Here is a 24,923-nt window from a genome sequence, read left to right on the forward strand (position 1 = left end):
GTATTGAGGTGGATGACGCCATTGAGGTAGTGGAGGCCGGCCATGCCAAAATGGAAAAGCGGAAGCTGCCTGCCAGGGCGGCCACAGTGTCGGCCATGAGCGAGATCACCGGCGCCATTGTATCCATTACCCTGGTGATGTCGGCAGTGTTCTTACCTGTAGGTTTTATGGATGGGCCTACCGGCGTATTCTACCGCCAGTTTGCATTAACGCTGGCCATTGCCATCCTGATCTCTGCGGTGAATGCGCTTACTTTAAGCCCTGCGCTTTGCGCCTTGTTCCTGAAGGATGTGCATAGCCATGCTCCCGGTGAAAAAGGCGAACATCCCCAACAGAGGACCAGCTTTGGCAAACGTTTCTTTGCAGGGTTTAATGCCGGCTTTAATAAGCTCACCACCCGTTATGGCCTCTCCGTACTTTTCTTAATAAAAAAGAAATGGGTGGGCTTTACAGCGCTGGCCGGCGTTTTTGCCCTGCTTGTGTTTTTAGCCAAAACAACGCCTACCGGTTTTATACCGGATGAAGACCAGGGATTTCTGATCGTGTCCGTTTCACTGCCGCCCGGCGCTTCACTGGAACGCACAAACGAAGCCATGGTGAAAGGGAGGGATATGATCTCCTCGTTCCCCTTTGTAAAGAATACCGTGTCTGTTTCCGGTCTTAATATTTTAACGAACAGCGCCAGCTCTTCGGCCGGTTTAATGCTGGTACAGCTGAAAGACCTGGAAGCACGCGGAAAAACAAAAGATATTAACCAGATCCTGGGAATGCTGCAAGGCACGCTCATGGATGTGAAAGGCGCCTTCTTTTATGTGCTGGCATTACCTACGGTACAGGGCTTTGGTACCACTACCGGTATTGATATGGTACTGCAGGACCGCACCGCAGGCAGCATAGATAAATTTAATCAGGTGACCCAGGGATTTCTTGGGGAACTAATGAAACAGCCGGAAATAGCCCTTGCATTTACCACCTTTAACACCGGGTACCCGCAGTATGAGATGGAAATAGATGAGATGAAGACCAAACAGCTAGGCGTTAATGTAAAGGACCTGGTAACGGTAATGCAAGGGTTTTACGGCAGTATGCAGGCATCGGACTTTAACCGCTTTGGCAAGTACTACCGCGTAGTGCTGCAGTCCGCAGCAGAAGACCGCGCAGACCTTTCTTCGCTGGATGGTATTTCGGTGTCGAACCGCGATGGACAAATGGTGCCGGTAAAAACACTGATCAACATGAAACGGGTGTACGGTACAGAAACAGTTGACCATTTTAACATGTTTAACGCTATCAGTGCAACGGTAATGCCTAAACCGGGATTTAGTACCGGCCAGGCCATTACAGCTATTGAGCGCGTGAAGGCTGCCAATTTACCAACAGGTTATACAACCAACTGGAAAGGGCTTACCCGTGAAGAACAATCTGCAGGCAGTAAAACCATTTTCATATTTGCGTTGTGCCTGGTATTTGTGTACCTGCTGCTAAGCGCACAGTATGAAAGCTATCTGCTGCCGTTTTCCGTTATGCTCTCCATCCCTACCGGGTTAATGGGCGTATTCATCGGTATAAAGATCGGTGGTATAGAGAACAACATTTATGTACAGGTAGCCCTGATCATGCTCATAGGTTTGCTGGCAAAGAACGCCATCCTTATTGTGGAGTATGCGGTACAGCGCCGTCGTGCCGGCAAATCACTGGTAGCTGCAGCAGTAGATGGAGCCAAAGCAAGGCTGCGCCCTATTATCATGACCTCCCTTGCCTTTATTGCAGGCCTTATACCGCTGCTGCGTGCCGTAGGCCCCTCTGCCCTTGGTAACCACTCCATAGGCTGGGCAGCTGTTGTAGGTATGTTAAGCGGAGTGCTGCTGGGCATATTCATTATACCGGTATTGTTTGTGGTGTTCCAATACCTGCAGGAGCTGGTAAAGCGCCCCTCAAAACAGGAGGTGTATGATGAATACGGACAAGCCATACCCGGGCATATTTAAAAACATTTTACCTGGTGGCGGTGATACCGCCACCAGCTTTTGATCTCATAAACAGTGGCAGATATGTATAAGTATAAACGGTCCGTTCTTTTTCTTTGTGCAATGGTGATCACCGCTGCGGTTAATTCCTGCGTAACGCAGAAGTACAAGGCTCCGGCACTGGACCTGCCGGCTGCTTTCCGCACAGACAGCATCAGTAATGTATCTGATTCCGGCATAGCTACTATCTCTTACCATGCCTTTTTCAGTGACCCGGTGCTGCTGCAATTAATAGACAGCGGCATAACGCACAACTATAATTTGCAGGTGGCTATCAAACAAATTGATTATGCCGCACAGGCCTTTAAACAGGCTAAATGGAACAATGTGCCCACGGTTAACCTTACCGTTGGGCAGGCCTCTATTTCCCGGCCTTCAGATAACAGCCTGAATGGGCTTACTGCCAGCCAGTTCCTGGGGCAGAGTTATATAGCAGATTATACCACTGGTTTAAACATCTCCTGGGAAGCAGATATATGGGGTAAGATAAAAAGCCGGAAAGACGCTGCACTGGCCGACTATCTTGGATCACAGGAAGCGGCAAAAGCAGTGCAAACAAAGCTGGTATCTGATATTGCGCAGGGATATTATAACCTGCTGATGCTGGATACGCAACTGGAAGTAACCCGTAAAAGCATTGCTTTATACGACAGCTCTATTACCGTAACAACCATGTTGCGGGATGCCGGTAATGTAACCACGCTGGCCATACAGCAGCTGGAAGCATCGCGCGAGCAGGCAGCAGCCATGCTGCCGCAGCTGGAACAACAATTGGCAGCGCAGGAAAATGCGCTGTCTGTGCTAACAGGAAAGAACCCCGGTAAAATAGGCAGAACAGGAGGTATCTCGTCCTTATCATTACACGAAAAATTATCAGCAGGCATTCCCGCAAATATGGTACGCCGCCGGCCGGATATACGCCAGTCTGAAATGACGCTGATGCAGGCGCATGCCATGGTAAATGTATCCCGCGCCAGCATGTACCCCTCTTTAACCATTACCGGCCAGGGAGGCCTGAATGCTTTTGATGCAGGCAACTGGTTTAAGATCCCCGGCTCTCTTTTTGCAACAGGCGCAGGTTCATTAGTACAACCCATATTGCAGAACAAACGCTTAAAAACACAATACGAACAATCAAAGATAAGCCGCGAACAGGCGGAGCTGCAGTTCAAACAATCGGTATTAACCGCGCTGGGCGAAGTATCCAATTCCCTTTCACAGATCGTTAAGCTCAAGGAGCAGGAGCAGCATACCAGCCGGCAGGTGCGGGTGCTGGAGCAGGCGGTAAAAAATTCCAGCCTGCTGTATGATACCGGCGATGCCAGTTACCTGGAAGTGCTGACAGCGCAGAATAATAAGCTGCAGGCAGACCTTATCCTGGCAGGTTTGCAGCGGCAGCGTTTGAGCGCGGAAGTAATATTATACCAGGCTTTGGGCGGAGGCTGGCAATAGATCACATTATTAAGATAGTGTTATGTTACAGTATGTAACAGTTGTAGGTTTTAAAACCGGCCGGGGCATTCCTTCCCTGGCCTTTTATTTATGGGCGGAAAAAGCAGCTCAACTTTAACATACCGAACGGGCGGGCAAGTAAGCACCAATAACATGCAGCCACAGATCCCCTAATGATACTTTTTGCTGCCATCTGCCCGCTGCAGAAAATACCTTCTGTAAAAGCCCTTGTAGGCAATACCGAAAGTACCTTCGTAATATCCATTGCCAAGCCGGCTATTGGTTTTTGAGAAACCAGTGGTGGCATATCCTGTACTTATAAAAACCGAAAGGAATTGAAATTCACTTATCCTGAAATATTTATTGAGCGTTACACCTGTTATCAGCCCATTTGCAGTCCGGATATCGTACGACCGGTGCAGGTCTTTTTCATTAATAACTTCAAATACACTGCTCGTCCACCCAATGTAGGGCTCCACCGAGATATTGTGCTTAAGATCTATTGAGTAACCAACATAATAATCCAGCTTAATGGGATTAAGTTCTGCCGACCGGGTTAAAGTATCGCTTCCGAAAGCAAGATCTGTTTTAGGTCTTATGGTCCAGGGTTTAAATCTAAAGCCTATGGTAAAATTCTTATAAACCACCGCAAGCCCCAGTGATCCGCCGAAATGATTGCCAAGCCACTGTTTGGTCTTATTGTTGTAAGCGTATCCTGAAACGCCTATTTCGGCCCGTAGTCCCCATCCTGAAACCTGTGTACAGGCAAACGCGGGGTATGGTTCGTAAAAAGAATACCCGGTAACGGTGTCAGTACCGCATGTTATCTCACGGCTGTATTGCTGGCCATAACAACAGGCCGTACTGAAAACGGCAAGGAGCAACAGGTATCTTTTCATTTTAGCGCGTTGGGGTGTATTATTATCCATTGGCTAAATTTATAAACTGTTCCGGCTTTTAACAATTGGATATGTATATGAAGTTACAGGCAGCGAAATAACTGTTAGCTGCTTACTTTATTGCCGGATCAGGCAGATCAATCATAAAATATTTTTAATATATTTAGGCTGATTAAATATATCCCTTTATCAAACAGCAATGGCTTCCATGAAAGTTAGAAGAAGTCTTTCAGGATTAGTAGTCCTGGCTTTATTCTCCTGTCAACCAGGTGATGCCCAGGCATCTGAAAATATAATCTTTAAAGATAACCTTGGACATGTCTTAACCCAAACTGACCTCGTAGCCACTACGGGCCAGGTAAACTATGAAATTATGAATAACCACCCTATTAACACGGAAGCTAAAAAATTGCATGAAGGCGATCTGATTTTCTCTACCGCAACAACCACAGCTAATGTGGAGCTGGCAAAATTTGCGCTCAAGTCAATAACGGAGAATAAGCAATAGCCATATTTAACCTACGGCTACGGGCTATTGCATTTTGTTTCAGCTTAGGATTGGCGCGAAATCAATTAACAAAAGTAAACACGTATATGTTTGGAGAGAAAACGGACTTTATCATCATAGCATCTGCATTCAGTCTTTTTGCGGTGTTATTCTTTGGATACTTTTTCTTATACGCTTATGGCAAGTATTTCGGCAAAGAGGTAGATGCGGTAATAATAGCTACACCCGGCTCCGCAGGACGCAAAAATAACAGGGCTGTAGTTGCAGTAGATAACGAAGCATATGATTATTATTTATCCAGGCGTGAGTACAACAGCGGCAAGTTCCAGGTAGGAACAACGGTAAAAGTAAGAGTGGTGCCTATAATAAGCACAATTGTAACTAATACTGATTATCCCGAATTACCAGTAGCCATTATTTTATTGGTGTTTGGTATTGGCTTTGGGGGAACATTTTTTAAAAAGTGATCAATGCAGGCAACAGCAATTTGCCTGGTAGTTTTAGGGGCGCTCATTGATCATTCACACAAAGCTGCTGCAAAATTTTTTGTAGTATAGGCTTTCAGTAATTTTCCCGCAGTCGCCAATGTTTGGTTAACTCTGCTATCGGGCTGTATGATCTTTTGATCCTCCATGTAGCGAATGGCTGCACCATCTTTCGCGTATATACGATATTCGCTTTGGGTTACCTCTCCCCCGGCTGAGCCGCCAATAAGCTTTTCATAGGAAAAGATAAAGTTACCGGATTGGTAATAGTATTCTTTTTTCCAGCTGCCATCCCCAATACTACCTGATTCTATGATCTTTACGATCTCTTTGCCCTTAAAGAAGTATTGTACAATACCATCCTCCACGCAGCCGTCAGATTCATACTTGAATTGCTCCTGTTTCAGCGATAGGGTATTGATCTCTTTGAATGCAGCACGAATAGCTGAAATATCCGTTTCAGTATTTTTCTGTTGAGCATGAAGGTTCAGAACAGGCAAAGCAATTGTCAGTAACAGGGCAATAATAATTCGATTCATTGAGCTGGAAATTTCGGCAGTAAACATATTAAATTTTATACCAAAAAGGAGCGTCAATATCTCCGGATCGTATTTGCATTTAATTCCTTACTTAACGTTTTCTGATCTTATAAAATAATCTCCTGCCCTACTTTGGCTTTAGACTTCTGGGATGCATCTTTATCCTTGTTATCCGCAGGCGGTTGGTCAGCAAAAGATGCCGATATCTGTACCTTTGCCCAGGCCCATATACGTTCACTGAACACGGCCCCGATAAAGCAGAACAGGAACAGTACTAACGGGCTGGGATCGGTGTTGCTGCTGGCTACCAGCGCGATTCCTCCTCTTACTGCCAGGTAAACAACAATTGCTGCCGAAAACCCTCTCACCGTTACCTGCAACAGATTGGAACCTACCGAATCCGTGGCCAGGTTGGTGCCTGTTATGAAGATGGCTATGGCGGCCCCTAACAGTCCAAAACCTAACATGCCGCAAACCAGCAGCACATCTACATTCTTACTCTGCGCAATGGGGTTAATGAGCACTGTGAAGACGATGCCCCAGTCCTGCCCTACTTCGCCTGACTTTGGTAATGTTCTGTAGCCGGCCTGCAGGGAATCGGGCATCTCCATGAATGGTGTGTTCTGCGGCAGGAAATTCGTGTTCAATATGGCTGAGAGCTGTAAGTTAGCGAGCGAGGTATCATTCATGACTAGTTTGCCGTGAATAACATCCAGGCTTTGCAGGCTGTTTTGGGTGATCCGGTCAAGTGTTGAAAATTTCCGGCTGAAATCCGAGATGTTGTGATGCAGGATGGTTGCAGCATCTGTTTGATAATCGCCTATCAACGTTATAAGGTCTTCACTGTACTTGGTCAAAAGCCCGGACGACAAGCGTGCAGTTGCGCTCTGGAAGCGGTTGTTGCCTGACTCATAGAGGTTTTCCAACTGGGTTAGAAAGTCCTGGTACTGTTTATAAATAAGATCACTTTCGAGCACCAGGTTTTCTATATGCCGGTTAAGAGTATCAGCAGCTTCGTCCAGCACTGCCTCCAGGCGGGTGTGAACGCGTATGTTCGCTTTCAATACCCCTTCATTGCCTTTAAAGGATTGCAAGCTGCCCACCGTTGAAATAATACCTTTCATGCTCACCATAGTGGGTAAGCTTTCACTGATAGTTGCAAATCTCGTAACGGGATACCGGTAAGTGGAGTCAAAACGTTTGATGACAGCTGCTTTGTCGGCAGGCGAGTCCTTAATATAAGAAAGGGAGAAAATAGCGGAAAGGGCAAGATATAATCCCATCATCATCATCAGAATGATGAGCAACGCATTCTTTACGGTAATGGATTGTTTAGTGACGGACATATTTCTTAGGTTATTGTTATAGGGAATGACAAAACAAAATTGCGAACTGTGTGCGGTCAATAAATTAAATTAAATAATCAATAATTCCAAAAAAACGTAGACAGGAAACTATTTGTAAATAACTCCTAAATTTAAGATTTGAAAGTAAAAGAGACCGGTCAGTTTATATAATGAAATACCTTGTTTTCGCACTGCTTTGTTTTTATTGCCTTGGAGCCTCTGCTCAGACAACAGTTAAGATCTTGTCATGGAACTTAAAAGATTTTGGAAAGTCAAAGGATGGTCCGGAAATAAATTTTATTGCAAATACGGTAAAAGCATATGATTTAATTGCCATTCAGGAGGTTGTAGCTGGCTTTAGCGGCTCCCAGGCTGTAGCCCGCTTAGTTGATGCGCTTAACAGGAGCGGTGATAAATGGGACTATGCGGTGAGTGAGATCACTTCCGGGATCTCTTTACATAAAGCTGAGCGGTATGCTTTTATATGGAAAGCGAAAAAAGTTATAAGGGTTGGCCAGCCATGGCTTGAACAAAAATATGGACTTCTCATTGAACGGGAGCCATTCTATGGCAGGTTTAAGATTGCTGACAGAACATTCACACTTGTGAACTTTCATGCAATACCCAAATCCAGGCAGCCAGAGACTGAGATCAAGTATTTTAAATTCTTGCCAGCGTCCTATCCGGATGACAATCTAATCTTTTGCGGTGACTTTAATGTTCCAGCGTCTCATACAGTATTTAATCCCCTGAAAAAGATGGGTTATACCGCTATGCTTAAGGGACAGAAAACATCACTTAGACAGCAGTGTATCAATGGAGATTGTTTAGCCTCTGAGTTTGATAACTTTTACTTTAATCCCTCAACGATCAAGTTACTAAGTGGTGGTGTGATCCACTTTTACAAGGATTTTATAGACCTGAAAGCAGCGAGGAAACTTTCTGATCACGTTCCGGTCTTTGTTGTCTATCAGCTTTGATCTTTATTTCTTTTGAAAAGGTACCATAATCCGTAAACACCAGGCGCCTACTTCACAAACTTCCGGGACACCACGCCCCTGTTTGACTAGAAAACAGTAATATAAATGCCTGATGAAAGCACTATTGGCATACCAATGTTGGAAGTAGCTTTTCCCGGTTTAGCTATAATCTTACTTGCTTTAAAATTTCTTCGATTGGTTGTAAGTCTTCCAGTGTAGTTGCCGTACATTCTGTCACGCAAATGCCCACTACATCAAAACTTTCCTTAAGATTGTTGATAATATTTGCAACATCTTTTATTTTTAAACCGTTATCAGAAGGGAACAGTGAATGTCTGAATTCTTGGGGGTCTAAAACGTCCAGGTCAAGGTGAATGTAAATTTTATTTTTCTTACTTTGTTTAATTGTTAATTCAATAATTTCATAATCAGCAGTTGTCAAAGAAATTATTTTATTCTCCTCAATAAAGATCTTCTCGGCTTCATCTAAATCTCTAAGTCCGACATAACATATCTGACCCGGCTGAATAAAAGAGAAAAGTTTTTGCTTAATAAGTTCATTCCCTTCATTTAATAATAACCGGAGCGGCATTCCATGAAAAGCCTGGCTTGGTGAAGTAGCGGGCGTATTTAAGTCGGCGTGTGCGTCGATATAAATAATAAAGAGATCGTTGCCATAAACTTTATTGAGATACGATATGGGGATAATTTCAATTCCGCAGTCGCCACCAATAGTAGAGATCTTCTCTAATTTACTATCACTAATTATTTGTTTAAAACTTTCAGCCTGTTCAAGGATAGGATAGAACCCTATAATATTGTATACCGTAGTAAGTTCTTTGCCGGACAAAGGAATTGCTGTAAAGTCAGTTTTAAAATATTGAGCTAAAGTATCGGCGCCTTTTTTTAGTTCGTCTGTCAAACCTGAGCCTTGCCATTGTGGATTTATAAATATCATAATTAATATCGTTTTGTTTCTTTTAAAAATTGCCACCAATGCCTGTATTTACGAAACTTACAGGTATTGTATTGCATGATTACAACAAAGGTAAGGTGCAGGCGGGTTCACCGGTATCCCGCAAAGCGGGTCTTTGAAAACAAAGAAAGTATAGTTGACGGAAACCTGAGCGGCTGCGCCGCCGGCTTAAGGCCGGGATGCGCTATCCAGCCCTAAATAAAAAAGCGAAGCCGTTATGACTTCGCTTTGTGAACCGGATTGGATTCGAACCAATGGCCTGCTGCTTAGAAGGCAGCTGCTCTATCCAGCTGAGCTACCGGTCCTATTTTTCACCCAAACTAAAATAAACACTATATTTATCTTTCATTTTGGGAGTGCAAATTTATATAAAATTCATCCAATAATTCAAATTTAGCCGTTTTTATAATACAATAGCCATGGACGTACAAATAGAAGCCAGTTGGAAAGAAGTTTTAAAAGACGAATTTGCCAAAGCCTATTTCGGAGAGATCGTCATGTTCCTCAAACATGAAAAAGCCCTCGGCAAAACCATCTATCCCCCCGGTAATCTCATTTTCAACGCATTCAATACCACCCCTTTCGATGAAGTAAAGGTGGTAATACTGGGCCAAGATCCCTACCATGGCCCCCGCCAGGCACACGGCCTCTGCTTTTCCGTGCAGGATGGCGTACCCCCGCCCCCGTCGCTGGTCAATATCTATAAAGAAATGAAAACAGACCTGGGTCTTACGCCGCCCAGTGGTGGCAACCTCACCAAGTGGGCAGAACATGGCGTGCTGCTGCTCAACGCCTTCCTGACCGTACGGGCCGGCGAACCCGCCTCCCATAGCAAAATAGGCTGGGAAAACTTTACAGATGCTGTAATACGTAAGATATCCGATAAAAAAGAAAATGTAGTGTTCCTGCTCTGGGGTAAGTTTGCCCAGGATAAACAGGTGCTGATAGATGCTACCAAACATCATATCCTAAAAGCAGCCCACCCCTCCCCCTTTAGCGCCGACAAAGGTTTTTTCGGCTGCCGCCATTTTTCAAAGACTAATGAATTATTATCCAAAGCCGGCCTGGAACCGGTTGACTGGCGGCTGGAGTAATGCCACTTCATATGGATTGAAACCGTCAACCAGATGCCTGAGCAGGCACATTTTCGTGTTGATATATTAATTAAATTTATCCCGTAATATGAAAAATAAACGGCATTAAAAGCCGTGGTTCTGTGAAATACTGACTGTCAATTGTTTATGAGCAGGTTAAAGAATATTCTTGGCCGGTTATACGCTATTTATGGATCATTGGTATTCGCTGCCAACATCATCGTGATGTTCCTGCCAATGTGGGTGATCTCCCGGCTGCCGGAGCCCAAAAGAACACGCCGTTTTTTTCCACTGATGCGTGGATGGATGAAAGTATTTATGCCCATGCTTTTTTGTCCCGTAAGAAGAAAAGGGCTGGAAAATTTTGAACCCGGCGTTACCTATGTAGTAGTATGTAATCACAACTCTTTAATGGATGTACCGGTTACCACGCCCGGTGTGCCCGGTTACCATAAAACCCTGGCCAAAATAGAAATGGCCAGCACGCCCCTGTTTGGTATTATGTATAAAATAGGCAGTGTGCTGGTAGATCGTAAAGACGAAGACAGCCGCCACCGCAGCTATGAGGAAATGAAAGAAGTGCTCAGCAAGGGCATGCACATGACCCTATACCCGGAAGGTACCCGCAACAAAACAAATGATCCGCTGAAATCTTTTTACGATGGTGCTTTTGCGCTGGCTATAGATACGCAGCACTCCATTATGCCGGCTGTATTATTCAATACACGTAAGATCCTTCCGCCGGACCGCATCTTTTACGCGCTGCCGCATAGGGTAGATTTTCACTTTCTGCCGCCCATCCCCACAAAAGGATTAACCAAAGATGACCTGCCGGCATTAAAAGAAAAGGTATTTAAAATAATGTGGGATTATATTGAAAATTACAGATCATAGAACTGCCGCGTTCGATTTATGCGCAGATCACGCAGCAGCCCGGATTTGGGGCTAATGGTAATACTGAACTGCCGGTACGTACCAAAGGGTATCAGGTTAATAGACATTTGCCAGCAGTGCAGATCGCGGGAAATATACATATTCGTATAGGCAATCTCGTGATTAATGAAATCATAACCGCTGTTCAGGCCTATCTTCCACTTGGGCGTTAAGCTGAAATCGCCGTTAAAGTTCACATACTGGTTAAAATTCACCACCACCCCGCCGGAATCCGGTATAATAGATTTACTGTAGGTTAAGCTGTAAGAGAGATCAATACGCCAGGGAATATCAAAGTCCACATACTCGCCCGGGTTGTTACGCACCATCTGCATTTGCCGTTGCTGCGCCTGCATAGCAGCATCGCCGGTTTGCTCATTCTCAAGATCTTCCTTCTGCTTTTCCTTATCCTTGCTTTTTTTATCGGCCGACTGGAAGGAGGTGCTCATGGTAATATTCGCATTCGTTAAGCGGCCCAGGCTCAGCTTACCTGCCTGCCATACGTACTGGTCCAGCCGGTGCCCCCGCTTGTCTACAACATAGGGATCAATATTACCACTGGCAGAGATGTTCAGCTTCTCAAACAGGTTGGTACGCGCATAAATGCTAAAGGTGCTCAGCTTAAAGGAATCTGCTATCAGGTTATAGCTGCCGTTAATACCAAAACCATCCAGCAGCTTAATTTTCTTTTCTTTATTGGCAGAGGTATCCTTCTTGGAGGCCACCTTCATTTCAAGGTTGTTATCCAAACCAAACGATATTAACCCGGCCCTCCCTTCGCCAGGCACGCCCACTACAGATCCGTCAAAATAAGATACACGGCTTACATCCTCCGGCTGAAAACCATAACGCAGGGAATCATATGCGCTGCGGGCCAGGTTAGGCTGGTAGCTTAAGCTCATGGTGGGGCGCATCACGTGGCGGATGGCCTTTATCTTGGAGCCCTTTTTAAACACATACATCCCGTACACTGCAGTAGATAATGATACGCTTGCGCTGGCCTGCCGGGCAGCAAAAAAGCCCGTCTGGTAAGTGGTATCTATACCGCCCAGGGTATCGGTAGCCGGGTTAAACCGCCTTGGGTTCCAGCTACGGATCATTTTACGGGTGTACCAGTATTCTGAATAGTTAATGCCGGGCGATAAGGTGAACGTACCTACCGGTATGGAAAAAGAGATGGGTACCGTATGCTGCATACCTGTTTGCAAACGGTCAAACATTTCCTTTTTCAGGAACATAGTATCCTTGAAATTCACACTGTTACGCAGCACCGTGCTGTAGGAAACCCCTATTTTCTGGTACCACTTGGGCGTACCTACCAACTCCTTAGGTTGAAAAGGATAAATGGTATTTACGTTAAAAGAGGCGTCCGGGAAAGAGATGAAGATATCCTTGGTGGATAGATTCTGCTGGTGGTTCAAACTCATGGTAAAGTTATAGGGTTTGCCCTGCCAGGTTTTTGAAAAGCTGATGGACGATCCTATGTTGTTATTTACCCTGGTATAATAGTCAAATACATTGTACTGGTTGTAGGAGGAGGTACCAAAGTTTACGTTGGCGCCAAAGTTCACCCCTGGCCGGGCCTTGCTGTCCATGCTGTGGTTCCAGGTTACCCGGAAGTCACGGGAACGGGTAAACTCTGATTTCACGGCAGGGTCGCCAAAACGCGTGGTGGCAAAGCTCAGGTTCAAACCACCATTATAGCGGTACCGTACGCGGTAGGTAGGGCTGGCCGTTAAGCTCCAGCTGCCGTAGGAATATACATCACCGCGCATGGTCAGGTCAAAATACTCCCCCAGGCCCAGGTAATAACCACCGTTTTCCAGGCCTACGCCTTTCTGCGCATTCACTACATATTGCGGCGGTAAGATGCCGGAACGCTGCCCTTGTGTGATGGGGAAAATAGCAAACGGTATAAATAAAGGTGTGGGCACCCCTTCTATTTCCAGGTTAGCCGGGCCGGATATAACCAGTTTGTCCGGTATTACCTTTATCTTGCGGGCGCGGAACTGGAAGTGGGGGGTATCCAGGTTACAGGTGGTATAACCATTCTTCCAGCCGAAAATGCTGTTATCCGCCTCCCTTTTGGTTTGCTGGCTGTGAATAAAGCCCTCGCCATACTGGGATCGGGTATGATAAATTTTAGCTCTTTGCGTATTGAAGTTGTAGCGTAAGGTGTCGGAATCAAAATTCTGCTCGCCGTCTTTCAGCACCGGCCGGCCATAGGCCTTACCGCTGGTATCCTGTGCGGTGGTGGCTTCCAGCACACCGGTAGCCTGGCTAAAGTTCATCCGTTCTGCTGTCAGGTCCACAGTTTTGTACTTGGTGTTGGCCGTACCGTATAAATAAAAGCGTTTGGCGGGTACCATCAGTACAATGGAGTCCTTAGCCTTATAGTTCACCGGGGCATCCAGGCTGTCTTTGGACAGTTTGGGCATATACAGGGTGTCTACCACGGTAGTGTCAGTAGCGGTGCTATCAGTAAGCCGTGGTATGGTATCCCGGCCGGTACGGGCGGTATCCTTTATCCTGGGCCTGGAAAGCGGCACTGTATCTGACTTTACTGGCACGGTATCTGTGAAATTTTTGTTAAAATTCACACTTCTGTGTGGCCCGGCCCAGGCAAATGCATCTATAATAAGGATAAAAGCAAAGATGGCACCTGCCACGAACAGGTACTGTCTGAAAAACTTTTTATAATTATTTTTGTAGTCAGGGATCATGTGTCAAGCGGGCACAAACCTACATGTTTTTATACAAATTATTATCATTCGTAAAACGAAAAAGAACGCCTGGGGATACACTGGTTTTCTACAATTATAAAAGTATTAACGATTCAGGATGAATTACCAAATTATGAATTATCAATTACGCATTACTAATTACTAATTAAAGGCAGCGGAGATCATGCCATCCCCTCTACCCAATTTGTAATTCGTAATTCCGTGAATTCGTAATTAAACTAACTAACGCCCATTAAACTTTGAAACATGCGCTGGAACCGATTTTGGATCTTAGGATGCGGAACGCTATTTATCTTTACCTTATTTATCCGGGCTACGGACAAGCCTTTTAAAAGAAAGCAGGACAAACCTCTCCGTACCATTGTAATTGATGCAGGCCATGGCGGGCAGGATATTGGCGCCCGCGGCAGCTACTCCACCGAAAAAGAAGTAACCCTGGATGTTGCTTTAAAGCTGGGAAAGATCATAGAAGAGAATATGCCGGATGTAAAGGTGGTGTATACACGTAAAGTGGACCGCTTTGATGATCCCCGCCGCAAAGCAGAAATTGCTAATGATGCCCGGGGCGATCTTTTTATATCCATTCACTGTAACTCTGCCCCTAAAAGCCGCCATGTAACCGGGTACAAAACCGTGTACCGTAAAAGGGGAAAACGGAAAGTAGCCGTAAGGCAGCCTATTTATGCATACTCTCCCAGCCAGGCACAGGGTACGGAAACATATGTATGGGCTACCAGTAAGAACAACGCCAAAATGGAATCCCTGAAAACCAGCTCTGTAATGGTGCTGGACGGCAACTCTGAAGAAGCCAAGGAAGTAATGGACGCTGCTGACCCGGAGACCTTTATTATGCTCAATACCCTGCGTAATGCCTTTTTTGATCAGAGCCTGCGCTTATCTACCATGGTGGAAGACGAATTTACCAAAGTAGGCCGCATCAGCCGGGGCGCCCGCCAGCGTAATGAAAAAGGCATCTGGGTGCTGCAGGCAACTGCTATGCCCAGTGTGCTGGTGGAGTTAGGCTTTATCAGCAACCCGGATGAGGAAGAATACCTGAACTCAGCCAACGGGCAGCAGGAAACCGCCCAGTGCATCTTTAAAGCCGTAAAACGTTATAAAGAAGAGCTGGAACGCTTTGGTAACTTTAAAGAGGAAGCCGCACCACCGCCGCAACCGGTAGTACCGCAGCCCGTAGTACAGCCGGTGATTGAAACCGGTTACAAACAACCCAGGAAAACATCTGCCACTGCTGCCTCCTCCTCCGTTATGTATAAGGTACAGCTGCTGGTAAGCGATAAAAATTATTCTGCCAAGTCCCCCATTTTCAAAAAGATGGGGGGCCCAATACAACAGGAGAAGGTGATCATTAACCGGAAAAAATTTAACAAATATATATGGGGCAGCTTCCGAACGGAACCGGAGGCCGGGGCTGCCTTGCGAAAGGCCAAGCGGATGGGCTTTAAAGATGCGTTCATCGTCCCATACAAGAATGGCCTGAAGTTAGAAGCACAGATGTAATGTAATCCCCGACCAGCAAGCACCCCAAGTAATAATTACCCCTATCCTTTTTACCCTATCACCTGATCCTTACTAAATTATAACTGACCGCCGGAGCTAAAAATTGGAATTTGGTACCGGGAGTTGGATTTTCGATTACTTTTGCAGCAACGTATACGTATCTCATGATAAAAGTATCTAATGAAACCAAAGTGGGAGTGCTAACTGTAGTCGCTATTGTCCTGCTGGTATTAGGCTTTAATTTATTGAAAGGAAAAAGCCTCTTTTCATCCGATAAAACTATTTACGCTGTATACAAACAGGTAAATGGTTTACAACCCTCTAACTTTGTGCAGGTCAACGGTTTGAAGGTGGGAAGCGTATCAGACCTTAACATCATGGATAACAATGCCGGCCGCATCCTGGTAACCCTGCGTATCACAAAAGATGTGGAAATACCGCGTAACTCCGTGGCCCGCATTACCGGCGACCTGTTAGGCACTAAAGCAGTACAGATCGACTTTGGTAACGCCAACGATTATCTGAAATCCGGCGATACCATTTATGCCGCTGTAGATGGTTCCATTACAGATGCGCTTAAAGAGCAGCTGAACCCCCTGGTTAAAAAGCTGGAAACCACCCTCTCCGCAGTAGATTCCGTATTACTAACGGTGAACGCTATATTTGATACTACCACAGAAGGCAATCTTCGTGTAGCCGTGGCCCATCTGAAAAATACCATGGGTAATTTTTCTGCCACCTCCAGCTCTCTGAATCGTATGATGGATCCTGAAAAGGGCAACGTACAGGCAACCTTTAATAACCTGGCCGCTATTTCAGAGAATCTGAAAAATAATAATGATAAGATAACCGGCATTCTTACCAATGCTGAAAAAGCCACCGGTACCCTGGCCAACGGGCAGCTGGATTCTTCCCTGCAGGACCTGCAGCATACCGTGGCCAACCTGAACCAGATGACCAGCAAGCTTAATAGCAATGATGGTTCCCTGGGTCTGCTGATGAATGATAAAAAGGTGTACAACAACCTGCAAACCTCCCTGGGCAGCCTGAATAAGCTGCTGGAAGATCTGCGTGTGAACCCGAAACGGTATGTACACTTCTCGCTGTTTGGCAAAAAAGATAAAGTAAAGCCCCTCCCTTCTGATACGGTAACGGCTCAATGATGATTTGTAAAATGCAGCACTTTATAAGATATGGCCTTGTTCTCATTGGCATTTACCTGTTGGGAATAATGGGGGCGGCAGCGCAGCAGAAAACCGGGGACAGTACCTCCGTTATTCACATCCTGCATGCAGATACGCTGAACAATATTACCCGCGATTCCGTACAGCTGGCCCGTTTTATCGGGAATGCCTCCTTCCGGCAGGGTAATACCATTATTTCCTGCGACAGCGCTTTTAAGAACAGCCTCTCCAACCAGCTGGACGCCTACGGTCACGTACATATTAACCAGGCCGACAGCGTACAGGTGTACGGCGATTACCTGCATTATGAAGGCTATACCAAATTAGCTACGCTGAAAGGGAATGCCCGCTTAACAGATGGTAAGGTGAACATCTCCGGCCCTGAGCTGCAATATGATATGAATGCCCGCATTGGTACCTACACACAGGGCGGTAAATTAATTAACGGTACCAGCACGCTTACCAGTAAAGAAGGTTTTTATTATGCAGATACCAAGGATGTATATTTTAAATACAACGTACTGCTGGTAGACCCCTCCTATACCCTTACCACCGATACCTTATTATATAACACCGATACCAAAATTGCCACCATGGTAGCCCCTACTACTATTAATGATGGTAAAACCATTATGTACACCACCTCCGGTTACTACAACACGGAAAGCGGTTATGGCAATTTTGGCAACCGCCCCACTATTGTAGACAGCGCCAGCACTATTACTGCGGATAATATTGAAACCGATAAGCTTACCGGTTACTCTTACGCTACGGGTAATATGGTGTACAGGGATACCGCCAATAAAATGTCGCTGCTTTCCAACTATGGCAAGGTGAACCAGGCTAATAAAACCGTGCTGGCCACCCAGCACCCCCTGCTGATACTGGAACGCGACAAGGATACCCTGTATATGGTGGCCGATACCCTTTTTTCAGGAGTAATGAGGGGCGACAGCATTATAACGGCGCCGGTTAAACGCCCGGGGGTAGATAGCCTGGCAGAGGATACCGCAGCACCCAGGAAAATAAAAGCGCCCAAACAATTGCCGCCGCCGGATTCACTGCAGGAATTTGCGCAGATGGATTCAGCACGGCGGGCCATTGCAGATTCACTTACCGCCGTACCGAAGGAGGTGGATACTGCCTTAAAACTTACAAAAGCAGATACGCTCATAAAAAGCAAGGATACCCTTATCACCGGCAAGGCTCTACTAAAAAAGGATAGCGCATTGGTTGCTCATAACCTGAAAGGCCCGGATTCACTGGCTTTGGCGCCCCCTAAGGATACTGTAAAACCGGATACAACGGAAAAGCGCTACATACTGGCCTACCACCATGTACGCATTTATTCTGATTCCCTGCAGGGCGTGGCAGATAGTGTATATTACTCCTCCCGCGATTCTATTTTCCGCTTTTACCGCGATCCTATCTTATGGGCTAATAATACCCAGCTTACCGGCGATACTATTTACCTGTATACCAAAAACCAGAAGGCAGATAAGCTGGTAATGCAGCCTAATGCATTGATAGTAAATGAAGCAGAGCTCAACAAACCATTATATAACCAGATCAAAGGCAATATTATTACCGGCTACTTTGCCGGTGATGCGCTGGACTGGATGCATGTGGATGGCAATGCGGAAAGCATTTATTATGTGAAGGATGATGAGGGCGGCTTTATAAGCGTAAATAAATCGCTCAGCGCTATTATTAATATTCACTTCACCGCCGGCGAGCTCAATAAAGTTGTATTCATCAAGGACCCGGAAGGTATCATGTATCCCTTCACACAACGGCCTAAAGATGAGATGCTGCTGGAAAATTTCCGCTGGGACATTAAGCGCAAACCTAAAAGTAAGTATGAGCTAATGGGTAAATAGCCGCCACAGATTATATTTTGTAATCTAAAACACCTTGTGAATGGCAACCTCCGTAACACATAAATTCAAAAGGTTACTCTCACCCCTGTACGAATTTCTGAAGGATAGCCGTGCGGTGGGAATAGTATTAATGGTATGCACCGTTGTTTCCCTTATAATAGCTAACTCACCTTATCAGCTGGCCTATATTAATTTCTGGGAAACAGCCGTACACATGCCGGATGGCTGGCACCTGCCCCACTCCCTGCTGCACTGGATCAATGATGGATTAATGGTGATGTTCTTTTTCCTGGTGGGTATGGAAATAAAACGGGAGCTTACCGTGGGCGAGCTATCCTCCATTCAAAAATCCCTGTTGCCGGTGCTGGCAGCCCTGGGTGGCATGGTATGCCCGGCATTGATATTCCTGGCTTTTAACGGAGGCACAGCCCACGCGCATGGCTGGGGCATTCCCATGGCCACGGATATTGCGTTTTCACTAGGCATCTTATCCCTGCTGGGAAAGCGCATACCCCTTGCGCTGAAAATATTCTTAATGGCCCTGGCTATTATCGACGACCTCGGCGCCATACTGGCCATTGCTGTTTTTTATACGGCTACCCTGCAGCTAACCTATTTGTTATGCGGCGCAGGTGTAATGGTTCTGCTTATTATCTTCAACCTGCTGAAGGTACAACGGCTTATCTTTTACCTTATACCCGGACTGGTATTATGGTACTGTATTTACAATTCCGGCATTCACGCCACCATTGCAGGTGTGCTGGTAGCCTTTTGCATACCGCTTACCAAAATAGCTGACCTTATTCATCACCTGCACGACCCGGTTAACTTTATAGTGATGCCCATTTTTGCGCTGGCTAATACCGCTATTATTTTTCCGCAGGATATTATGCAGGCCTTCACATCGCCGGTTAGTTACGGTATCCTGGCCGGGCTGGTGCTGGGCAAGCCGCTGGGTATTTTCTTATTTTCTTTTATAGCTGCCAGGTTAAAATGGGCGGCGCTGCCGCATAAAACCACCTGGGCGCAGCTATTGGGAGCGGGTATGATAGCGGGCATTGGGTTTACCATGTCTATTTTTATTTCAACCCTGGCGTATAAAGAGGCGGAGCTGCAGATCATTTCTATTATGTCTGTAATGGTGGCTTCCCTGCTGGCCGGCCTTGTAGGATTTATTTACCTGAAGCTATTGAAACCTAACAAGGTATAATAAGCAGGCGCTTCCTTCGTTATTTATAAGCTATCTTGGCATTGTTATTGTTAAATCCTCATACCAACATGAAAGCGGGCATAACAACACATGGTTCAGGGGACAAAAAAAGGTATCAGCTGCAGGTTTACCAGCGGTTTATATTATTAACCCTGATTTTAATTGGATGTATGTACGATCTCAAAGCACAATCAACAGCATCAAAAGGCCCCCAGGTAGGTATCCGCTTAGGTTTACCGCTGGGCGCTACCGCACGCTACTTCTTCACCGATGCAGATGCCGTGGAAGCCATTGCCGGCATTTATAATGAAACATTTACTGTTACAGGCTTATATGAACGCCATTTTGATCTGTCGGCGCTTACCGTACAGGGCTTTGCCTGGTATGTAGGCGGCGGGGCGCATATGGGCGTACGGAAATATGAGGGTAGTACGAAATTTATAGCAGGAGTGGATGGGATATTGGGATTGGATTATAACTTTGCAGCTATTCCGCTGAACCTGGGCCTTGACTGGAAACCGGCGGTACATTTCAGCACACCTTCTGACCTGGCCTCCTTTGCAGTATCTGCCAGGTATATTTTAAACAGGAAATAACCATTTGATCTTTACAATATAAAACCAAACAATAGAACTAAAATGAAAAGAGCGGCATTAATCCTTGGCCTGGTTGCCCTGCTGGCAGTACAGGCAAATGCACAAAAGTTGAGAAGAGGCGCCGAAGCACCTGCTAATTATGGAACAGCCATCGGTATCCGTATGAATCCCTGGATCGTAGGTTTTACCATTAAACATTTCATTTCCGGCCCTCACGCCATTGAAGGATTGGCTTTCACCAACTTCGACAAAGGCAGCAACGTTACTTTCACCGGTTTGTATGAATATCACTGGAATGTGTTCGGTAAACCGGAATTCCTGATGTATGCAGGTGGTGGTGCACACGTAGGTATTTACGACCGTTTTAATTATGACCGCGACCGCTGGTTCCGCAATGGTGACGGTACGTATGTTACCGCCGGCCTGGACGGCATTTTTGGCGTGGAATACACTTTCAAAAAGATCCCGCTGAGCGTGAGTGCTGATCTGAAACCGTTCTTTAACTTCTCCGGTGGTACTCACTTCATGGGCGAAGAGATTGGCGGCGCATCTGCACGGTATACTTTCTAATAGTGGTCACACTATAAATATGAATTGGTTGAAAAGCCCTGGTTTAACGCCGGGGCTTTTCTTTTTGATCAAAACTTTCCCGTATTTTTATACACTACGTGTATGAAAATTTTTACGGCTACACAAATACGGGAAGCAGATGCTTATACCATACAGCACGAACCCATTAGCAGCCTGCAGCTAATGGAAAGGGCAGCCACAGCCTGCGCGCAATGGCTGTTCCGCCACTTTGATGCCCGGAAGCCTTTTTACGTGTTTTGCGGTATGGGCAATAACGGGGGCGATGGGCTGGCCATTACCCGCCTGCTGCTGAACAATGGGTATAAAGCTACCGCCTGCATTATCCACCACAGTAACAAAGCATCTGCAGACCATACGGCTAACCGGCAGCTGCTGGAGCAGCAGTATCCCCAAAGCATATACGATGTTGCCGCAGTGGCCGACCTGCCTACCCTGCCGCCTAAAAGCATTATTATAGACGCTATTTTTGGCACCGGCCTGCGGAGCGCCATAGAAGGCTGGATGGCCGGCCTTATTCACCAGCTGAATGATATGCAGACACGGCACACCCTGGTAGCCATTGACCTGCCTTCCGGTATGCTGGCAGATGCTTCCAGCGCGCATATGCCGGTAGTGCACGCCAGTATTACCCTTAGTTTTGAAGTATATAAGCTGGCCTTTCTGCTGCCGGAAAATGCAGCGCGTACCGGCCAGGTGCACATATTGCCCATAGGCCTGCACCCGGACTACCTTACGCAAACGCCTACCCGCTTTCATGTAACGGATGCGCATATGATGCGTACCATTTACCAGCCCCGCCAGCCCTTTGCCCACAAAGGCACTTACGGGCATGCACTGCTGGTAGCCGGCAGTTATGGTAAAATGGGGGCCGCCGTGTTAAGCGCTAAAGCCTGTTTACATGCTGGTGTGGGGCTACTTACCTGCCATGTGCCGCAGTGCGGGTACCAGATCATACAGATTAGCGCCCCCTCCGCTATGTGCGTAACCGATATACAGGAAACCTACAGCAGCCATTTTCATGAAAGCGCACCACAAACACGCGGGTTGCAACAATATAAGACCATTGGTATAGGCCCGGGGCTGGGTACCGCCACGGGCACGGCTAAAGCCCTGGAACAGCTGCTGGAGCAGTACCGGCAGCCAATGGTGCTGGATGCGGATGCGCTGAATATTATCAGCGAATACCCGTTCCTGTTACCCCGCATACCGTATGGCTCCCTGCTAACACCCCACCCCAAAGAGTTTGAGCGTATATTTGGCAGCAGTGATAATGATTTTGCGCGGTTGGAGCTGTTATCCCGCCAGGCAGTGAACCTGCAGCTGTATATATTGCTAAAGGGACGGTTTACAGCCATGGCCTGCCCGGATGGCGCCGTGTACTTTAACTCCACCGGCAACCCCGGTATGGCTACCGGCGGCAGTGGCGATGTGCTGACCGGCATACTTACTTCCCTGCTGGCGCAGGGTTATGCACCTAAAGCCGCTATATTGCTGGGCACTTACCTGCATGGACTGGCCGGCGATATTGCAGCCTCCCGTATGTCGCAGGAAGCCATGACCGCCGGGAGCATTATAGATTGTTTGGGACCCGCCTTCCTCCAGCTATGATGGTGAAAATAATACGTTATTCCATGTTTCCCGCTACTGGTACGGCTTTCGGGCAAATGCCGGCACATTAAATTCACATTAGCAAAAGTAGTTTGGAAACATTATTTTTGTCAACCTTGTATATTTTAAAATCGCTTATATGAGTATCGTGTACCTTGTTCCATGTTTTGGATTAATTGCATTACTGTTCACTGCTGTCAGAAGCTCCTGGGTTGTTCGCCAGGATGCCGGAAACGAAAGAATGACCGAAATAGCCAAACATATCGCTGAAGGCGCTATGGCATTCCTGAAAGCCGAATACAAAGTCCTTACCTACTTCGTAATAATCGCAGCCTTGTTGCTGGGTTATATGGGAGCTTCGCATGAAAATTCCGACTGGACCATTGCACTGGCATTTATTATGGGGGCCGTATTCTCTGCTACGGCCGGTTTCATAGGTATGCGCATTGCCACTAAGGCAAATGTACGCACCGCGCAGGCCGCACGTACCAGCCTGGCCAAAGCCCTGCAGGTATCTTTTACCGGCGGCTCTGTAATGGGAATGGGCGTAGCTGGTTTGGCCGTACTGGGCCTGGGTAGCCTGTTCATAATACTCAAAACTTATTTCGGCGCTGCTGCCAACACGCCGGAAATGATCAAGACCATTGAAGTGCTCACCGGCTTTTCACTGGGTGCAGAAAGCATTGCGCTGTTTGCCCGTGTAGGCGGTGGTATCTATACCAAAGCTGCCGACGTAGGCGCTGACCTGGTAGGTAAGGTGGAAGCCGGCATCCCGGAGGATGATCCGCGCAACCCTGCTACCATTGCAGATAACGTAGGCGATAACGTAGGCGATGTAGCCGGTATGGGCGCTGACCTGTTCGGCTCTTATGTAGCCACCGTGCTGGCCACTATGGTGCTGGGCGCTGAAACCCAGTCTGTAGACAACTTTGGCGGTATTGCCCCTATTCTGCTGCCTATGCTGATTGCAGGCATGGGTATCATCTTCTCCATGATCGGTACCCTCTTTGTAAGGATCAGCGACAACGCCGGTTTAAATACCGGCGCTGTGCAAAAAGCCCTGAACATGGGTAACTGGGGCTCCATTGTGCTCACCGCTGTTGTAGTATATTTTATGGTACAATGGCTGCTGCCGGAAAGCATGCTGCTGCGTGGCCATGAGTTCACAAAAAGCGGTGTATTTGGCGCTGTAGCCGTGGGCCTGGTGGTAGGTACCCTCATGAGTCTTATCACGGAATATTATACGGCCATGGGTAAACGTCCCGTGCGTTCCATTATCCGCCAGTCGGCTACCGGCCATGCTACCAACATCATTGGTGGTTTGTCTGTAGGTATGGAATCTACCGCGCTGCCCATTCTGGTGCTGGCAGGGGGCATTTACGGTTCTTACGCATTTGCAGGCCTGTATGGTGTAGCCATTGCAGCTGCAGGTATGAGGGCCCCTATTGCCCTGCAGTTAGCCATTGACGCTTTTGGCCCTATTGCCGATAATGCGGGTGGTATTGCTGAAATGAGCGAGCTGCCGAAAGAGGTACGTGAAAAAACAGATATACTGGATGCAGTAGGTAACACCACCGCCGCTACCGGTAAAGGTTTTGCCATTGCATCTGCCGCGCTTACCTCACTGGCGCTGTTTGCCGCTTTTGTGGGTATTGCTAAGATCAGCAGCATTGATATTTATAAGGCCAATGTGCTGGCCGGCCTGTTCGTAGGTGGTATGATCCCCTTCATCTTCTCCTCACTGGCTATTGCGGCCGTAGGCCGTGCAGCTATGGCGATGGTAGAGGAAGTACGCCGCCAGTTCCGCGAAATTCCGGGTATTATGGAAGGCAAAGGCAAGCCGGAGTATGAAAAATGTGTAGCTATTTCCACGCAGGCATCTATCCGAGAAATGCTGCTGCCAGGTGCTATTGCGCTTCTTATGCCGCTGATAATAGGCTTTATTTTTGGCCCTGAAGTGCTGGGCGGTTTCCTGGCCGGTGCTACCGTAAGCGGTGTATTAATGGGTATGTTCCAGAACAATGCCGGCGGCGCCTGGGATAATGCAAAGAAGTCTTTTGAAAAAGGTGTTGAAATAAACGGCGAAACCTACAACAAAAAATCAGAGCGGCACAAAGCTCCTGTAACCGGCGATACCGTAGGTGGACCTTTGAAAAATACTTCCGGCCCTTCTATGAATATCCTCATTAAGCTGATGTCTATTGTATCCCTGGTAATTGCGCCTACCCTGGCACAGATCCACGGCAATAATGCAGATACCGTAGCCAAAAAGAAAACACAGCCTACACAACAGGTGGTGAAAACGGATAAAGAAAGTACACTGATCGTGAAAAAATAAATTCAATGTGCAAAT

The 24,923-nt window shown here is 46.7% G+C and carries 20 protein-coding genes and 1 tRNA gene; 15 read left to right on the plus strand and 6 right to left on the minus strand.

Annotation, left to right across the window (positions count from 1 at the left end):
• Both KVT36_RS27585 and KVT36_RS27590 read left to right on the plus strand, forming a co-directional pair.
• Window positions 1–1,988, plus strand: a 1,988-nt coding sequence (locus tag KVT36_RS27585) for an efflux RND transporter permease subunit (protein WP_217606669.1), incomplete at its 5' end; no start/stop codon positions are given.
• A gap of 63 nt (window positions 1,989–2,051) precedes the next feature.
• A complete protein-coding gene (locus KVT36_RS27590; protein ID WP_217606670.1) occupies window positions 2,052–3,479 on the plus strand; it encodes an efflux transporter outer membrane subunit in 1,428 nt (475 codons plus the stop codon).
• A 170-nt stretch (window positions 3,480–3,649) separates the two neighbouring features.
• Here the strand turns inward: KVT36_RS27590 and KVT36_RS27595 are convergent, their stop codons facing one another.
• The gene (locus tag KVT36_RS27595; RefSeq protein ID WP_217606671.1) at window positions 3,650–4,408 is read right to left on the minus strand and encodes a hypothetical protein; all 759 of its coding nucleotides are present in this window, start codon (window positions 4,406–4,408) and stop codon (window positions 3,650–3,652) included.
• A gap of 178 nt (window positions 4,409–4,586) precedes the next feature.
• Between KVT36_RS27595 and KVT36_RS27600 the strand changes: the two genes are divergently transcribed.
• Together KVT36_RS27600 and KVT36_RS27605 are read left to right on the plus strand one after the other, a co-directional pair.
• Window positions 4,587–4,886, plus strand: a complete 300-nt coding sequence (locus KVT36_RS27600) for a hypothetical protein (RefSeq protein ID WP_217606672.1) — start codon at window positions 4,587–4,589, stop codon at window positions 4,884–4,886.
• An 86-nt stretch (window positions 4,887–4,972) separates the two neighbouring features.
• Window positions 4,973–5,353, plus strand: a complete 381-nt coding sequence (locus KVT36_RS27605; protein WP_217606673.1) for a hypothetical protein — start codon at window positions 4,973–4,975, stop codon at window positions 5,351–5,353.
• 50 nt (window positions 5,354–5,403) lie between these two features.
• Here the strand turns inward: KVT36_RS27605 and KVT36_RS27610 are convergent, their stop codons facing one another.
• A complete protein-coding gene (locus tag KVT36_RS27610) occupies window positions 5,404–5,910 on the minus strand; it encodes a hypothetical protein (protein ID WP_217606674.1) in 507 nt (168 codons plus the stop codon).
• A gap of 107 nt (window positions 5,911–6,017) precedes the next feature.
• Window positions 6,018–7,256 (minus strand): hypothetical protein, encoded by a 1,239-nt coding sequence (locus KVT36_RS27615; RefSeq protein WP_217606675.1) that lies wholly within the window; start codon window positions 7,254–7,256, stop codon window positions 6,018–6,020.
• 170 nt (window positions 7,257–7,426) lie between these two features.
• Between KVT36_RS27615 and KVT36_RS27620 the strand changes: the two genes are divergently transcribed.
• Complete coding sequence (locus tag KVT36_RS27620; RefSeq protein WP_217606676.1) at window positions 7,427–8,236, plus strand: endonuclease/exonuclease/phosphatase family protein; 810 nt, start codon at window positions 7,427–7,429, stop codon at window positions 8,234–8,236.
• Between the two features lie 163 nt (window positions 8,237–8,399).
• Here the strand turns inward: KVT36_RS27620 and KVT36_RS27625 are convergent, their stop codons facing one another.
• Window positions 8,400–9,194, minus strand: coding sequence for an arginase family protein (locus KVT36_RS27625; protein ID WP_217606677.1), 795 nt, complete (start codon window positions 9,192–9,194; stop codon window positions 8,400–8,402).
• 249 nt (window positions 9,195–9,443) lie between these two features.
• A tRNA-Arg gene (locus KVT36_RS27630) sits at window positions 9,444–9,517 on the minus strand.
• 114 nt (window positions 9,518–9,631) lie between these two features.
• On the opposite strand from KVT36_RS27630, the gene ung reads away from it, so the two are divergent.
• Both ung and KVT36_RS27640 read left to right on the plus strand, forming a co-directional pair.
• A complete protein-coding gene (gene ung / locus KVT36_RS27635; RefSeq protein WP_217606678.1) occupies window positions 9,632–10,306 on the plus strand; it encodes a uracil-DNA glycosylase in 675 nt (224 codons plus the stop codon).
• A gap of 147 nt (window positions 10,307–10,453) precedes the next feature.
• Entirely contained in the window at window positions 10,454–11,200 is a 747-nt protein-coding gene (locus KVT36_RS27640) for a 1-acyl-sn-glycerol-3-phosphate acyltransferase (protein WP_217606679.1), read from the plus strand.
• Here the strand turns inward: KVT36_RS27640 and KVT36_RS27645 are convergent.
• On the minus strand, window positions 11,188–13,809 hold the full coding sequence (locus tag KVT36_RS27645) for a putative LPS assembly protein LptD (RefSeq protein WP_217606680.1): 2,622 nt from the start codon (window positions 13,807–13,809) through the stop codon (window positions 11,188–11,190). The genes KVT36_RS27640 and KVT36_RS27645 overlap by 13 nt on opposite strands.
• Window positions 13,810–14,229: 420 nt before the next feature.
• Here KVT36_RS27645 and KVT36_RS27650 point away from each other — a divergent pair, with 420 nt between their 5' ends.
• The 8 genes from KVT36_RS27650 to KVT36_RS27685 all read left to right on the plus strand — a co-directional run bounded on the left by KVT36_RS27650 (window position 14,230) and on the right by KVT36_RS27685 (window position 24,908).
• On the plus strand, window positions 14,230–15,501 hold the full coding sequence (locus KVT36_RS27650) for an N-acetylmuramoyl-L-alanine amidase (protein WP_217606681.1): 1,272 nt from the start codon (window positions 14,230–14,232) through the stop codon (window positions 15,499–15,501).
• Window positions 15,502–15,665: 164 nt separating this feature from the next.
• Window positions 15,666–16,664 carry an MlaD family protein gene (locus tag KVT36_RS27655; protein ID WP_217606682.1) on the plus strand — a complete coding sequence of 333 codons (999 nt, stop codon included), beginning with the start codon at window positions 15,666–15,668 and terminating at the stop codon, window positions 16,662–16,664.
• An 11-nt stretch (window positions 16,665–16,675) separates the two neighbouring features.
• Window positions 16,676–18,565 (plus strand): OstA-like protein, encoded by a 1,890-nt coding sequence (locus KVT36_RS27660; RefSeq protein ID WP_217606683.1) that lies wholly within the window; start codon window positions 16,676–16,678, stop codon window positions 18,563–18,565.
• Window positions 18,566–18,605: 40 nt separating this feature from the next.
• Window positions 18,606–19,775 (plus strand): Na+/H+ antiporter NhaA, encoded by a 1,170-nt coding sequence (nhaA, locus tag KVT36_RS27665; protein ID WP_217606684.1) that lies wholly within the window; start codon window positions 18,606–18,608, stop codon window positions 19,773–19,775.
• A 170-nt stretch (window positions 19,776–19,945) separates the two neighbouring features.
• Window positions 19,946–20,371 (plus strand): hypothetical protein, encoded by a 426-nt coding sequence (locus tag KVT36_RS27670; protein WP_217606685.1) that lies wholly within the window; start codon window positions 19,946–19,948, stop codon window positions 20,369–20,371.
• Between the two features lie 42 nt (window positions 20,372–20,413).
• Window positions 20,414–20,941, plus strand: coding sequence for a hypothetical protein (locus KVT36_RS27675; RefSeq protein WP_217606686.1), 528 nt, complete (start codon window positions 20,414–20,416; stop codon window positions 20,939–20,941).
• A 102-nt stretch (window positions 20,942–21,043) separates the two neighbouring features.
• On the plus strand, window positions 21,044–22,570 hold the full coding sequence (locus tag KVT36_RS27680; protein WP_217606687.1) for an NAD(P)H-hydrate dehydratase: 1,527 nt from the start codon (window positions 21,044–21,046) through the stop codon (window positions 22,568–22,570).
• 139 nt (window positions 22,571–22,709) lie between these two features.
• A complete protein-coding gene (locus tag KVT36_RS27685; protein WP_217606688.1) occupies window positions 22,710–24,908 on the plus strand; it encodes a sodium-translocating pyrophosphatase in 2,199 nt (732 codons plus the stop codon).
• Window positions 24,909–24,923: the final 15 nt, after the last annotated feature.

Origin of the sequence: Chitinophaga sp. GbtcB8 (genome assembly GCF_019091455.1) — a bacterium.
GTDB lineage: Bacteria > Bacteroidota > Bacteroidia > Chitinophagales > Chitinophagaceae > Chitinophaga.

Excerpts from the sequence above, each read along its gene's own strand:
- KVT36_RS27590 (WP_217606670.1), top strand. The coding sequence starts at position 2,052 with ATGTATAAGTATAAACGGTCCGTTCTTTTTCTTTGTGCAATGGTGATC.
- KVT36_RS27595 (WP_217606671.1), bottom strand. The coding sequence starts at position 4,408 with ATGGATAATAATACACCCCAACGCGCTAAAATGAAAAGATACCTGTTG.
- KVT36_RS27600 (WP_217606672.1), top strand. The coding sequence starts at position 4,587 with ATGAAAGTTAGAAGAAGTCTTTCAGGATTAGTAGTCCTGGCTTTATTC.
- KVT36_RS27605 (WP_217606673.1), top strand. The coding sequence starts at position 4,973 with ATGTTTGGAGAGAAAACGGACTTTATCATCATAGCATCTGCATTCAGT.
- KVT36_RS27610 (WP_217606674.1), bottom strand. The coding sequence starts at position 5,910 with ATGAATCGAATTATTATTGCCCTGTTACTGACAATTGCTTTGCCTGTT.
- KVT36_RS27615 (WP_217606675.1), bottom strand. The coding sequence starts at position 7,256 with ATGTCCGTCACTAAACAATCCATTACCGTAAAGAATGCGTTGCTCATC.
- KVT36_RS27620 (WP_217606676.1), top strand. The coding sequence starts at position 7,427 with ATGAAATACCTTGTTTTCGCACTGCTTTGTTTTTATTGCCTTGGAGCC.
- KVT36_RS27625 (WP_217606677.1), bottom strand. The coding sequence starts at position 9,194 with ATGATATTTATAAATCCACAATGGCAAGGCTCAGGTTTGACAGACGAA.
- ung (WP_217606678.1), top strand. The coding sequence starts at position 9,632 with ATGGACGTACAAATAGAAGCCAGTTGGAAAGAAGTTTTAAAAGACGAA.
- KVT36_RS27640 (WP_217606679.1), top strand. The coding sequence starts at position 10,454 with ATGAGCAGGTTAAAGAATATTCTTGGCCGGTTATACGCTATTTATGGA.
- KVT36_RS27650 (WP_217606681.1), top strand. The coding sequence starts at position 14,230 with ATGCGCTGGAACCGATTTTGGATCTTAGGATGCGGAACGCTATTTATC.
- KVT36_RS27655 (WP_217606682.1), top strand. The coding sequence starts at position 15,666 with ATGATAAAAGTATCTAATGAAACCAAAGTGGGAGTGCTAACTGTAGTC.
- KVT36_RS27660 (WP_217606683.1), top strand. The coding sequence starts at position 16,676 with ATGCAGCACTTTATAAGATATGGCCTTGTTCTCATTGGCATTTACCTG.
- nhaA (WP_217606684.1), top strand. The coding sequence starts at position 18,606 with ATGGCAACCTCCGTAACACATAAATTCAAAAGGTTACTCTCACCCCTG.
- KVT36_RS27670 (WP_217606685.1), top strand. The coding sequence starts at position 19,946 with ATGTACGATCTCAAAGCACAATCAACAGCATCAAAAGGCCCCCAGGTA.
- KVT36_RS27675 (WP_217606686.1), top strand. The coding sequence starts at position 20,414 with ATGAAAAGAGCGGCATTAATCCTTGGCCTGGTTGCCCTGCTGGCAGTA.
- KVT36_RS27680 (WP_217606687.1), top strand. The coding sequence starts at position 21,044 with ATGAAAATTTTTACGGCTACACAAATACGGGAAGCAGATGCTTATACC.
- KVT36_RS27685 (WP_217606688.1), top strand. The coding sequence starts at position 22,710 with ATGAGTATCGTGTACCTTGTTCCATGTTTTGGATTAATTGCATTACTG.